This window comes from Pseudomonas sp. NCHU5216, assembly GCF_052156495.1.
In the GTDB taxonomy this organism is placed as follows: domain Bacteria; phylum Pseudomonadota; class Gammaproteobacteria; order Pseudomonadales; family Pseudomonadaceae; genus Aquipseudomonas.
The window spans coordinates 23,774-36,787 of record NZ_JBQLIX010000023.1; the positions used below are offsets into that span (position 1 = coordinate 23,774).

General features: G+C 64.3%; 11 protein-coding genes. 10 read left to right on the top strand and 1 reads right to left on the bottom strand.

What is annotated here, in order from left to right; genetic code table 11:
• Positions 1-123: 123 nt before the first annotated feature.
• The 9 genes from ACSVIK_RS16425 (at position 124) to ACSVIK_RS16465 (ending at position 11,328) form a co-directional block, all read left to right on the top strand.
• A complete protein-coding gene (locus tag ACSVIK_RS16425; protein ID WP_277374514.1) occupies positions 124-510 on the top strand; it encodes a MerR family transcriptional regulator in 387 nt (128 codons plus the stop codon).
• 49 nt (positions 511-559) lie between these two features.
• On the top strand, positions 560-1,723 hold the full coding sequence (locus ACSVIK_RS16430) for an isovaleryl-CoA dehydrogenase (RefSeq protein ID WP_442445322.1): 1,164 nt from the start codon (positions 560-562) through the stop codon (positions 1,721-1,723).
• A gap of 96 nt (positions 1,724-1,819) precedes the next feature.
• Positions 1,820-3,427, top strand: a complete 1,608-nt coding sequence (locus tag ACSVIK_RS16435; protein ID WP_442445323.1) for a carboxyl transferase domain-containing protein — start codon at positions 1,820-1,822, stop codon at positions 3,425-3,427.
• Between the two features lie 91 nt (positions 3,428-3,518).
• Positions 3,519-4,313: a gamma-carboxygeranoyl-CoA hydratase gene (locus ACSVIK_RS16440; RefSeq protein ID WP_442445324.1), complete on the top strand. Its 795-nt coding sequence runs from the start codon at positions 3,519-3,521 to the stop codon at positions 4,311-4,313.
• 2 nt (positions 4,314-4,315) lie between these two features.
• On the top strand, positions 4,316-6,244 hold the full coding sequence (locus ACSVIK_RS16445) for an acetyl/propionyl/methylcrotonyl-CoA carboxylase subunit alpha (RefSeq protein WP_442445325.1): 1,929 nt from the start codon (positions 4,316-4,318) through the stop codon (positions 6,242-6,244).
• A gap of 144 nt (positions 6,245-6,388) precedes the next feature.
• The gene (locus tag ACSVIK_RS16450; RefSeq protein WP_442445326.1) at positions 6,389-7,288 is read left to right on the top strand and encodes a hydroxymethylglutaryl-CoA lyase; all 900 of its coding nucleotides are present in this window, start codon (positions 6,389-6,391) and stop codon (positions 7,286-7,288) included.
• Between the two features lie 311 nt (positions 7,289-7,599).
• Complete coding sequence (locus ACSVIK_RS16455; protein ID WP_442445327.1) at positions 7,600-9,555, top strand: acetoacetate--CoA ligase; 1,956 nt, start codon at positions 7,600-7,602, stop codon at positions 9,553-9,555.
• A 98-nt stretch (positions 9,556-9,653) separates the two neighbouring features.
• Positions 9,654-10,469: an alpha/beta fold hydrolase gene (locus ACSVIK_RS16460; protein WP_442445328.1), complete on the top strand. Its 816-nt coding sequence runs from the start codon at positions 9,654-9,656 to the stop codon at positions 10,467-10,469.
• Between the two features lie 112 nt (positions 10,470-10,581).
• Complete coding sequence (locus ACSVIK_RS16465) at positions 10,582-11,328, top strand: substrate-binding periplasmic protein (protein ID WP_442445329.1); 747 nt, start codon at positions 10,582-10,584, stop codon at positions 11,326-11,328.
• Between the two features lie 48 nt (positions 11,329-11,376).
• Here ACSVIK_RS16465 and ACSVIK_RS16470 read toward each other — a convergent pair whose 3' ends face one another.
• Complete coding sequence (locus ACSVIK_RS16470) at positions 11,377-12,579, bottom strand: PilT/PilU family type 4a pilus ATPase (RefSeq protein WP_442445330.1); 1,203 nt, start codon at positions 12,577-12,579, stop codon at positions 11,377-11,379.
• Between the two features lie 132 nt (positions 12,580-12,711).
• Here ACSVIK_RS16470 and ACSVIK_RS16475 point away from each other — a divergent pair, with 132 nt between their 5' ends.
• Positions 12,712-13,005, top strand: coding sequence for a peptidylprolyl isomerase (locus ACSVIK_RS16475; protein WP_442445331.1), 294 nt, complete (start codon positions 12,712-12,714; stop codon positions 13,003-13,005).
• Positions 13,006-13,014 lie beyond the last annotated feature (9 nt).

Below are 13,014 nucleotides of genomic sequence, written 5' to 3' on the forward strand. Positions count from 1 at the left end.
GCATTCTAGAGGCTTTGCCGTAGCGCTTGTCCAGCCGGCGACTTGCCCCTGGCGACAGCGACGTTGACAGCCCGTAAAAGCCAACTTAACGTTTACGTAAAGGTAAACCACAAGCACATCGCCATGCCCACCACCTACAGCATCTCCGACCTGGCCCGCGAACTGGACGTCACCCCGCGTGCCATCCGCTTCTACGAGGAACAAGGCATGCTCGCCCCCGAGCGCCGTGGCCAGGAACGCATCTATCAGCCCAAGGATCTGGTGACCCTGAAGCTCATCCTGCGCGGCAAGCGCATCGGCTTCTCCCTGGCCGAATGCAAGGAGCTGATCGACCTTTACGACCCCAGCAGCGGCAATCACAAACAGCTCAATACCTTCCTCGCCAAGATCGCCGAGCGTCGCCAGCAGCTTGAACAACAGTTGCTGGATATCCAGCAGATGCAACTGGAACTGGATACCGCCGAGGAGCGCTGCCTCGCGGCCCTGGCCGACACTCACGCGCACCACTGAATCCGTCCCGGTGCGCACGGCGCACCCTACGACAACAACAGGTGACCCCATGAGCTACCCCACCCTCAACTTCGGCCTCGGTGAAACCCTCGACATGCTGCGCGACTCGGTGCACCAGTTCGCCCAGGCCGAGCTGGCGCCGCGCGCCGCGCAGATCGACCGTGACAACGAGTTCCCCATGGACATGTGGCGCAAGTTCGGCGACATGGGCCTGCTCGGCATCACGGTCAAGGAAGAGTACGGCGGCACCAACATGGGCTATCTGGCGCATGTGCTGGCCATGGAAGAGATCAGCCGCGCTTCGGCGTCGGTGGGCCTGTCCTACGGCGCGCATTCAAACCTCTGTGTCAACCAGATCCACAAGAACGGCAGCGAGGCGCAGAAGCAGAAATACCTGCCCAAGCTGTGCTCCGGCGAGCATATCGGCGCCCTGGCCATGAGCGAACCCAATGCCGGCTCCGATGTGGTGTCGATGAAGCTGCGCGCGGAAAAGCGCGGCGACCGCTACGTGCTCAATGGCAGCAAGATGTGGATCACCAACGGCCCGGACGCCCACACCTACGTGATCTACGCCAAGACCGACATCGAGGCTGGCTCGCGCGGCATGACCGCCTTTATCGTCGAGCGCGACTTCAAGGGTTTCTCCCGCCACCAGAAGCTGGACAAGCTGGGCATGCGCGGCTCCAACACCTGCGAATTGCTGTTCGAGGATTGCGAAGTGCCGGAGGAGAACATCCTCGGCGTCGAGGGCGGTGGCGTGCGCGTGCTGATGAGCGGCCTGGACTACGAGCGCACCGTGCTTTCCGGCGGCCCCACCGGGATCATGAGCGCCTGCATGGACGTGGTGCTGCCCTACGTGCACGAGCGCCAGCAGTTCAAGCAGTCCATCGGCGAATTCCAGTTGGTGCAAGGCAAGCTGGCCGACATGTACGCCGGCATGAACGCCTCCAAGTCCTACCTGTACAACGTCGCCAAGGCCTGCGACCGCGGCGAGGAATCGCGCAAGGACGCCGCCGCGGTGATTCTCTACACCGCCGAGATGGCCACCAGGATGGCGCTGGACACCATCCAGTTGCTCGGCGGCAACGGCTACACCAACGAGTACCCGGCCGGGCGCCTGCTGCGTGACGCCAAGCTCTACGAAATCGGCGCCGGCACCAGCGAAATCCGCCGCATGCTGATCGGTCGCGAGCTGTTCAACGAAACGAAATAAGCGCCAAGCCACAAGCTTCAAGCGGCAAGTAGCAGCGCGTTGGTGCTCTTGCTTGCAGCTTGCGGCTTGAAGCTTGCAGCTCCTACGGAGTCGGCCATGCCCATCCTGCACACCCAGATCAACACCCGCTCTCCTGAGTTCGCCGCCAACCAGGCGGCTATGCTCGCCCAGGTGGACGAGCTGCGCGCCCTGCTCGCCCGCATCCATGAAGGCGGCGGCGCCAAAGCGCAGGAGCGCCACACCTCACGCGGCAAGCTGCTGCCGCGCGAACGTATCAACCGCTTGCTCGATGCCGGCTCGCCCTTCCTCGAGATCGGCCAGCTCGCCGCCCATGAGGTTTATGGCGAGGACGTGCCCGCCGCCGGGGTGATCGCCGGCATCGGTCGCGTCGAAGGCGTGGAATGCATGATCGTCGCCAACGATGCCACGGTCAAAGGCGGCTCCTACTACCCGCTGACGGTGAAGAAGCACCTGCGCGCCCAGGCCATCGCCCGCGAGAACCGCCTGCCGTGCATCTACCTGGTGGACTCCGGCGGCGCCAACCTGCCGCGCCAGGACGAGGTGTTTCCGGATCGCGAGCATTTCGGCCGGATCTTCTTCAACCAGGCCAATATGAGCGCGCTGGGCATCCCGCAGATCGCCGTGGTGATGGGTTCCTGCACTGCCGGTGGCGCCTACGTGCCGGCCATGAGTGACGAAACCATCATGGTGCGCGAACAGGCCACCATCTTCCTCGCCGGCCCGCCGCTGGTGAAGGCGGCTACTGGCGAAGTGGTGACCGCCGAAGAACTGGGCGGCGCCGATGTGCACTGCAAGACCAGCGGCGTGGCCGACCACTACGCCGAGGATGACGAACACGCCCTGGCCCTGGCCCGGCGCTGCATCGCCAACCTCAACTGGAGCAAACTCGGCCAGCTCGACAGCCGCGCGCCCATTGCCCCGCGCTACGCCGCCGAGGAGCTGTACGGGGTGATCCCCGCCGACGCCAAGCAGCCCTTCGATGTACGCGAGGTGATCGCGCGGATCGTTGACGACTCGCAACTGGATGAATTCAAAGCGCTCTTCGGTATCACCCTGGTGTGCGGTTTCGCCCGCATCAACGGCTACCCGGTGGCGATCCTGGCCAACAACGGCATCCTCTTCGCCGAGGCCGCACAGAAAGGTGCGCACTTCGTCGAGCTGGCCTGCCAGCGCGGTATTCCGCTGCTGTTTTTGCAGAACATCACCGGTTTCATGGTGGGCAAGAAGTACGAGGAAGGCGGCATCGCCAAGCACGGCGCCAAGCTGGTCACCGCCGTGGCCTGTGCCCAGGTGCCGAAGTTCACCGTGATCATCGGTGGCAGCTTCGGCGCCGGCAATTACGGCATGTGCGGCCGTGCCTACGACCCGCGCTTTCTGTGGATGTGGCCCAACGCGCGCATTGGCGTGATGGGCGCGCAGCAGGCCGCAGGCGTACTGGTGCAGGTCAAGCGCGAACAGGCGCAGCGTGCCGGCCAGCCGTTCGGCGACGACGAGGAGCAACGCCTCAAGCAGCCTATCGTCAAGCAGTACGAACAGCAGGCGCACGCTTTCTACTCCAGCGCCCGGCTGTGGGACGACGGCGTGATCGACCCGGCGCAGACCCGCGAGGTACTGGCCCTGGCCCTGTCCGCCAGCCTCAACGCCCCTATCGAACCGACCCGGTTCGGGGTATTCAGGATGTAAGAGCAGCCGCAAGCTTCAAGCCACAAGCCGCAAGCACTGCTTCTTGCCGCTTGAGGCTTGCGGCTTGAAGCTGGCGACCGAAGGTAGCCCTATGACCAACTTCACCACCGTACAGCTTGAAACCGACAAACGCGGCTTCGCCACCCTGTGGCTGAACCGCCCGGAAAAGAACAACGCCTTCAACGCCGAGATGATCCGCGAGCTGATCCTCGCCCTCGACGCCGTCGGCGAAGACAAGAGCCTGCGCTTTCTCCTGCTGCGCGGCCGTGGCAAGCACTTTTCCGCCGGCGCCGACCTGGCCTGGATGCAACACGCCGCCACTCTCAACTACAACGCCAACTTGAATGACGCCCGCGAGCTGGCCGAGCTGATGTACAACCTGCACGGCCTGAAAATCCCCACCCTGGCCGTCGTCCAGGGCGCCGCCTTCGGTGGTGCGGTGGGTCTGGCCAGTTGCTGCGACATGGCCATCGGCGCCGAGGACGCACTGTTTTCCCTATCCGAAGTGCGCATCGGTCTGGCGCCAGCGGTGATCAGCCCCTTCGTCGTGCAGGCCATCGGCGAGCGCGCCGCCAAACGCTACGCGCTCACCGCCGAGCGCTTCGACGGCAAGCGCGCCCGCGAACTGGGCCTGCTCGCCGAATGCTGCCCGGCCGATGAGCTGGACGCTCAGGTCGAAGCCTGGGTCGGCAACCTGCTGCACAACAGTCCACAAGCCATGCGCGCCAGCAAGGATCTGCTGCGCGAAGTCGGCAGCGGCGAGCTGACCCCGGCCCTGCGCCGCTACACCGAGAACGCCATCGCCCGCCTGCGCGTCAGCGCCGAGGGCCAGGAAGGCCTGCGCGCATTCCTGGAAAAACGCCAACCTTCCTGGCAGGAGCAATGACCATGATCGACACCCTGCTGGTCGCCAACCGTGGCGAAATCGCCTGCCGCGTGATGCGTACGGCCAAGGCCATGGGCATCCGCACCGTCGCCGTGCACAGCGCCATCGACGCCAGCTCCCGCCATGTGCGTGAAGCCGACGTGGCGGTGAACCTCGGCGGCGCCAAGCCTGGCGAAAGCTACCTGCTGATCGACAGTATCATCGCCGCCGCCAAGGCCAGCGGCGCCCAGGCCATCCACCCGGGCTACGGTTTTCTCTCGGAGAATGCCGGCTTCGCCCGCGCCATCGAGCAGGCTGGGCTGATCTTTCTCGGCCCGCCGGCCTCGGCCATCGATGCCATGGGCAGCAAGTCGGCGGCCAAATCGCTGATGGAGGCTGCCGGCGTGCCGCTGGTGCCCGGCTACCACGGCGAAGCGCAGGATTATGAAACCTTCCGCGAGGCCGCCGCGCGCATCGGCTACCCGGTGCTGCTCAAGGCTGCTGCCGGCGGCGGTGGCAAGGGCATGAAGGTGGCGGAATCCGAAGCCCAGCTCGCCGAAACCCTGGAGTCCGCCCAGCGCGAAGCGCAGTCGGCGTTCGGCGACTCACGCATGCTGGTGGAAAAATACGTGCTCAAGCCGCGCCACGTAGAGATTCAGGTATTCGCCGACCAGCACGGCAAATGCCTGTACCTCAACGAGCGCGACTGCTCGATCCAGCGTCGCCACCAGAAGGTGGTGGAAGAAGCGCCGGCGCCGGGCCTGAGCCCCGAGCTGCGCCGCGCCATGGGCGAAGCGGCGGTCAAGGCGGCACAGGCCATCGGCTATGTCGGCGCCGGCACCGTGGAATTCCTGCTGGATGAGCGCGGCGACTTCTTCTTTATGGAGATGAACACTCGCCTGCAGGTGGAGCATCCGGTTACCGAAGCCATCACCGGCCTCGATCTGGTGGCCTGGCAGATTCGTGTCGCCCGTGGCGAACCGCTGCCGATCAGCCAGGAGCAAGTGCCATTGAACGGCCACGCCATCGAGGTGCGGCTGTACGCCGAAGACCCGGATCACGACTTTCTCCCTGCCACCGGCACCCTGGCGCTATATCGCGAGGCCACCAGCGGCGACGGGCGGCGTATCGATAGCGGCGTGGCCGAGGGCGATAGTGTTTCGCCCTTCTACGACCCGATGCTGGGCAAGCTGATCGCCTGGGGCGAAGATCGCGAGCAGGCGCGCCTGCGTCTGCTGGCCATGCTCGACGACACTCTGGTCGGCGGCGTGAAGACCAACTTGGCGTTTCTGCGCCGTATCCTCGCCCACCCGGCGTTCGCCGCGTGCGAGCTGGACACGGGTTTCATCCCGCGCTACCAGCCACAGTTGCAGCCTGCGCCGAGTGAGTTGCCGGATGCCTTCTGGCAACTCGCTGCCGATGCCTGGGTACAGAGCGAAGCACCATTGCAACGCGCAGACGATCTCCACTCGCCCTGGTCGGCCCGCAGTGGCTGGCGTGCCGGTTGTGCGGCGGAAATCGAGCTGCACCTGAGTTGCCAGGGCGAGAGCCGCAAGGTGCGAGCGGCTAACACTGCCTACTTGCAAGGCGAAGAACTGCTGGTGGACATCGAGGGTAAACGCAAGCGCCTGTGCGCCATCCGCCGAGGCGATGCCCTCTATCTGCAATGGCACGACGAATTGCGCGCCATCACCCGTTTCGACCCCATCGCCGCTGCCGAGGCCAGCCATGCCCAGCATGGCGGTTTGAGCGCGCCGATGAACGGCAGCATCGTCCGCGTGCTGGTTCAACCCGGCCAGGCGATCGAGGCCGGCACCGCGCTGGTGGTGCTGGAGGCGATGAAGATGGAACACAGCATCCGCGCGCCCGAAGCCGGCACGGTAAAGGCGCTGTATTGCCGCGAAGGGGAAATGGTCAGCGAAGGCATGGTGCTGGTGGAGCTGGAATCCTAGGGTGGATCACGCTTTATCGATCCACCGCCAGGCGGTTCCATTATCAGATGGTGGACATGAAAAGCGATGTCCACCCTACGCAGCCGACGCAAATGGTGCGCGCAGCGCACCCTACGACATCGGCAACACCTGTGAGGATAACCAATGAACCTGCCCAAATCCGTGCGCCTGGTGGAAGTCGGCCCGCGCGACGGCCTGCAGAACGAGAAGCAGCCGATCAGCGTGGCCGACAAGGTGCGCCTGGTCGACGACCTGACTGCAGCCGGCCTGAACTATATCGAAGTAGGCAGCTTCGTCTCGCCCAAGTGGGTGCCGCAGATGGCCGGAAGCGCCGAGGTATTCGCCGGTATCGGGCGTAAAGCGGGCGTCACCTACGCCGCCCTGACGCCCAACCTGAAAGGCTTCGAGGCCGCACTGGAAGCCAAGGTGGAGGAAGTGGCGGTGTTCGCCGCCGCCAGCGAGGCCTTCTCGCAAAAGAACATCAACTGCTCCATCGCCGACAGCCTGCAGCGCTTCGTGCCGCTGATGGAGGCGGCCAAGGCGGCTAAGGTGCGCGTGCGCGGCTATGTGTCCTGCGTGCTCGGCTGCCCCTACGATGGCGACGTCGCAGCGGAGCAGGTCGCCAGTGTTGCCCGCGAGCTGTACGCCATGGGGTGTTACGAAGTGTCGCTGGGCGACACCATCGGCACCGGCACCGCTGGCAAGACACGCGCGATGTTCGAGGTGGTTGGCCGCGACGTTCCGCGTGAACGCCTGGCCGGGCATTTCCACGACACCTATGGCCAGGCTCTGGCCAATATCTACGCCAGCCTGCTCGAAGGCATCAGCGTCTTCGACAGTTCGGTGGCCGGCCTGGGCGGCTGCCCCTATGCCAAGGGCGCCACCGGCAATGTTGCCACCGAGGATGTGCTCTACCTGTTGCAAGGTCTGGGTATCGAAACCGGTGTGGACATGGACAAGCTGATCGCCGCCGGCCAGCGCATCTGCGAGGTGCTGGGCAAGGCCAATGGCTCGCGCGTCGCCCGCGCCCGCCTGAGCCGATAAGCCTATATAGCCGCAGATTGCATCGGGCTAGGGTTATGCCTGAACAGCCCTGTAGGAGCGAGCTCTGCTCGCGAACGCATTTTCGCGAGCAGAGCTCGCTCCTACGGCATCCCCGCTGGTTTCGCTCTTGGCCATTGTGTGTGGTTGCCACAGAGTCGCGCTTGAATTCGCTTACAGCAGTTAAGCTCTTGTCTGACAGGCATTGGGGTAGGCACATTTTCCCGGATTGCATCCGGGCTACAGCACATCTGTCTGCGCTAACAGAAAGTCGGTAGCCTGAGCTGAAAGTACAAGAACGACGAGGACTCACCATGCCGCAACCTCTGTGGACACCTTCCGCCGAGCGCATCGCCGCCAGTCGAATGGAGGCCTTCCGTTGCTTCGTCAACCTGCGCCATGGCCTGCAACTGGCTGACTACCCTGCCCTGCATGCCTGGAGCGTCGCGCAGCGCGAAGCCTTCTGGCAGGCCATCGTCGACTTCTTCGATATCCGCTTTCACACGCCCGCCGAATGCGTGCTGCGTGAAGGCCCGGCGATGCCGGATGCGCAGTGGTTCCCCGGAGCCACGCTGAATTTCGCCGAGCACCTGCTGCGCCGTCGCGACGGCCATCCGGCGCTGGTGGCCATCAGCGAGGACGGCAGCCGCGAGCAGCTCAGCCATGCGCAACTGGCCGCCCATGTCGCCGGCCTGCAAAGAGCCCTGCGCGAGGCTGGCGTGGGTATCGGCGACCGCGTCGCGGCCTTCATGCCCAACACCTGGCAGACCGTGGTGGGCATGCTCGCCAGCGCCAGCCTCGGCGCCACCTGGTCGAGCTGCTCGCCGGACTTCGGCACCCAGGGCGTGATCGACCGCTTCGGTCAGATCGAGCCCAAGGTGCTGATCGCCGCCGCCGGCTACCGCTACGCCGGCAAGTCCATCGACCTGACCGACAAGCTCAATGAAATCCTCGCGCAACTGCCCAGTCTGGAGCGCCTGGTGATCGTGCCCTACTCACGCGATGAAGCCAGCCCTACTGATTACAAGTCAGTTGCTCCAGTGACTCTCTGGCAGGACTTCTACCAGCCCGGCGGCGCGCCGCAGTTCACTCCAGTGGCCTTCGACCAGCCGCTGTATATCCTCTACTCCAGCGGCACCACCGGCGTGCCCAAGTGCATCGTCCATGGTGTCGGCGGCACCCTGCTGCAGCACGTCAAGGAACATGGCCTGCACACCGACCTAGGCGCCAGCGACACCCTGTTCTACTACACCACCTGCGGCTGGATGATGTGGAACTGGCTGGTTTCCGGCCTGGCGCTGGGCGCCACCCTGGTGCTCTACGATGGCTCGCCCTTCCACCCAGAGCCAGCCCGCCTGATCGACCTGATAGACGCCGAGGACATCTCCATCTTCGGCACCAGCGCCAAGTTCATCGCCGCGCTGGAGAAAGCTGGCGTCAAGCCGCGCGAGAGCCACAGGCTGAGCAGCCTCAAGGCCATTCTCTCCACCGGCTCGCCGCTGGCCCACGAAAGCTTCGACTACGTCTACCGCGACCTGAAACCGGATCTGTGCCTGTCATCGATTTCCGGCGGCACCGATATCGTCTCCTGCTTTGCCCTCGGTAACCCGACCCTGCCGGTGCGGCGCGGTGAACTGCAATGCAAGGGCCTGGGTATGGACGTGCAGGTGTGGGACGACAGCGGCCAGGCGGTGACGGGAGAAAAAGGCGAGCTGGTCTGCGCCCGGCACTTTCCTGCCATGCCGCTGGGTTTCTGGAACGATGCAGACGGCGAGAAATTCCACGACGCCTACTTCGCCACCTTCCCCGGCGTCTGGGCCCATGGCGACTATGCCGAAGAAACCGCGCACGGCGGCCTGGTGATCCACGGCCGCTCCGACGCCGTGCTCAACCCGGGCGGCGTGCGTATCGGCACCGCGGAAATCTACCGCCAGGTGGAAAAGGTGCCGCAGGTGCTGGAGTCCATCGCCATCGGCCAGGAGTGGGACGGCGACGTGCGCGTGGTGCTGTTCGTGCGCCTGCGTGACGACGTGACGCTGGATGACACCCTGCGCGAGGAGATTCGCCGGATCATTCGCGCCAACACCACGCCGCGCCACGTGCCAGCCCGCATCGTCCAGGTCGCCGATATCCCGCGAACGCTCAGCGGCAAGATCGTCGAGCTGGCGGTGCGCAATGTCGTGCATGGCCGCCCGGTGAAGAACACCGATGCCCTGGCCAATCCTCAGGCGCTGACGTTGTATCGCGATTTACCGGAGCTGCAGCAATAGAAAGTCAGGGTTGTCCAAGCGCTGAAATAGCAGCACAGTGCCATCACTGACCACGGCCGATGCAGTCCTGGTTCCGATCGCTCGAACGAGGGAAAGCTTTGGACATTCTTCGGCGCAACCATGTACAGCACCAGCGAGCGTACAAGAGCGATACCCCCACGCTCATCTATGGCCATGGTTTCGGCTGCAACCAGGACATGTCGCTCAAGGTCGCCTCGGCCTTCAGCGCGAAGCATGACCAGGTGCTGTTCGACTACGTCGGCAGCGGTCGCTCCGACGCCAGAGCCTGGCAGCACGAGCGTTACAGTGCGCTCGACGGCTACGTGGAGGATCTGCTCGAGGTGTGCGATGCCCTGGCATTGAGCGAAAATCTGGTCTTCGTCGGTCATTCGGTCAGTTGCAGCATCGGCATACTCGCCGCCATCAGGCGGCCATCGCTGTTCTCACGCCTGGTGTTGCTGGGGCCTTCGCCCTGCTTCCTCAATGTCCTGCCGGATTATCAAGGCGGCTTCCTGCGCAGCGACCTGGAAGACCTGCTGGAGCTGATGGATCATAACTACCTGGGCTGGGCCGGGCATTTCGCCCCCATGGTGTCCGGGGTGAACAGCACGGACAACCTGACCGCGCAGCTTTCCGAAAGCTTCTGTGCCACCGACCCCTTGATGGCCCGGCAATTCGCCCAGGTCACCTTCCTCTCCGACATCCGCGCGCAACTGCCCCACTGCCCCACCCCCAGCCTGATCCTGCATCATTGCCATGACGCGCTGGTACCGGAGGCCGTCGCCCACTACCTGCATAGCCACCTGCATGGCAGCACCCTGGAGATGCTCGACGTCCAGGGCCATTGCGCCCACATGAGTCACCCGGGGCTGGTCATCGCGGCCATGCAGCGCTACCTGCAGACCAAACACTGAGCCCACGCCATGAGCGCGCTGTGGCCTGCTTCGCTCAGGACAAGCACGAGCAACGTTCGCTGGCCGCAGACTGACTCAGCAGCTTCTATACTTTTCTCATTCAAGCCCGTGGATGTCGGTCGTGCCCATCATCTTCTGCCTGCTTGTCCTGCTGCTGCCCCGCTACCTGATCGCGGGCGAGACAGTGCTGCTCTACATGCCCGATGCCCCGCCCCTGACCCTGCACGATTACCAGGGTGGCTACGGCATGGTGGGCGATGTGACCCTGGCGGCCATCGCCCGCAGCGGCCGCCTGACCCAGCTCATGGACGAGCCCTGGCCCAGGGCACAGGCCAGCGTCATCGACGGCAAGGATCTGCTGATCATTCCCCTGTCCCGCACCCCGGATCGGGAAGCCAATTACACCTGGATCGTTCCGATCATGCCGCTGGAACGGGCTTTTTTCAGCCTCGACGACCCCGTGCACAGCTTCGCCGAAGCCCGTCAGCGCTATAGCCGCATCGGCGTCGGCCTGGGCACGGCGCAGGTGGAGATGCTGCGTCGCGCAGGTTTCGCGGACAGCCAGGTGGTGCAGCTCAAACTGGGCGAGAATCCGGCCCGGCTGCTGGAGCTGGGGCGCATCGATGCCTGGTTCACCGGCGTACCGGAGGCGCTGTACATCTGGAGCAAAGCCGGTGAACGACAGAGTGAGCTGCGGATGAGCCCAGTACTGGCGAGCACCGACCTCTACCTGGCCTGCTCCAAGCTGTGCAACCAGAAGCTGATCGCCGAGCTGCGAAAGGCGGTGCTGGAGCTGGAGGCGGAAGGTGTCAGCCAGCGCTTGCGCCAGGCCTATCTGCCCGCCTCCTTCGTACCCTAGGGCCTGTTGACGTTTCGACGTGAACCGCGAGCGAAACGTCAACAGGCCCTAGATACCGTGGCGCCCCGGATCTTCGGGGGGCTGTTCCTGCTCGATCTCCTCCAGCTTCAGCTCCCACTCGCTGGCAGCCGGCGCTTGCGTCGGCGCGGCGGGGGCAGCGGCGGCAGGCACCGGCTTGGCATTGGCCGGGTTGTCGCGGTGCAGCTTGAGTTTGAGGCGCACGTTGTTCGCCGAGTCGGCATTCTTCACCGCCTCTTCTTCGTCGATGGCCCCCTCGTGCACCAGATCGATCAGCGCCTGATCGAAGGTCTGCATGCCCAGATTCTTCGACTTCTCCATGATTTCCTTGAGCTCGGAGAACTCGTTGCGCTTGATCAGGTCACGCACCGTCGGCGTGCCCAGCATCACCTCCACGGCGGCACGGCGCTTGCCGTCGGCGGTCTTGACCAGGCGCTGGGAGACGAAGGCCTTGAGGTTGTTGCCCAGGTCGTTGAGCAGTTGCGGACGACGTTCCTCGGGGAAGAAATTGATGATGCGATCCAGCGCCTGGTTGGCGTTGTTGGCATGCAGAGTAGAAATGGCCAGGTGGCCGGTGTCGGCGAAGGCCAGGGCGTGCTCCATGGTTTCGCGGTCACGGATCTCGCCGATCAGGATCACGTCCGGCGCCTGGCGCAGGGTGTTCTTCAGCGCAGCATGAAAGCTGCGGGTGTCCACCCCCACTTCGCGCTGGTTGATGATCGACTTCTTGTGCCGGTGCACATACTCCACCGGGTCTTCGATGGTGATGATATGGCCACCGCTGTTGCGGTTGCGGTAGTCGATCAGCGCTGCCAGCGAAGTGGACTTGCCCGAGCCGGTGCCACCGACGAAGAGCACCAGACCACGCTTCTCCATCACCGTGCTGAGCAGCACTTCGGGCAGCTTGAGATCCTCGAAGCGCGGGATGTCCAGCTTGATGTTGCGCGCGACGATGGACACCTCGTTGCGCTGCTTGAAGATATTGATACGGAAACGCCCGACGCCCGACAGCGAGATCGCCAGGTTCATCTCCAGCTCGCGCTCGAATTCCTCGCGTTGCGCGCTGTCCATGATCGAGTCGGCGATGGCCGCCACGTCGCCGGACTTCAAGGGCTCCTGGCTGAGCGCCTTGAGCACGCCATTGAACTTGGCGCAAGGCGGCGCGCCCGTGGAGAGGTACAGGTCGGAACCATCCTGGGTGGACAGCACCTTGAGCATTGCATGGAGATCCATGGCGGCATTCCCGTGAAGGCAGTTGAATTACCATAGACAAGATTGACCGCCCACTGAGCGGCGAGTCATGGCTGCAAATTGGCGTCATTCTGCTGGCGCAACGAATGCTGGCACAATACGCGCCCGGTGAATATGAGGACTGCATCAATGGCAAAGGCAATGGCCCGCCACATTCTGGTCAAGACCGAAGCGGAAGCTGCCGCGCTGAAAAAGCGCATCGCTGCCGGTGAGGCCTTCGACGTACTGGCGCGCAAGCACTCCAGTTGCCCCTCCGGCAAGAAAGGCGGCGACCTGGGCGAAGTGCGCCCCGGGCAGATGGTGCGCGCCGTGGATCAGGTGATTTTCAAGAAGGCCCTGCGCGAGGTGCACGGCCCGGTGAAGACGCAGTTCGGTTACCACCTGATCCAGGTGTTCTATCGCGACTGAAGGGCACCT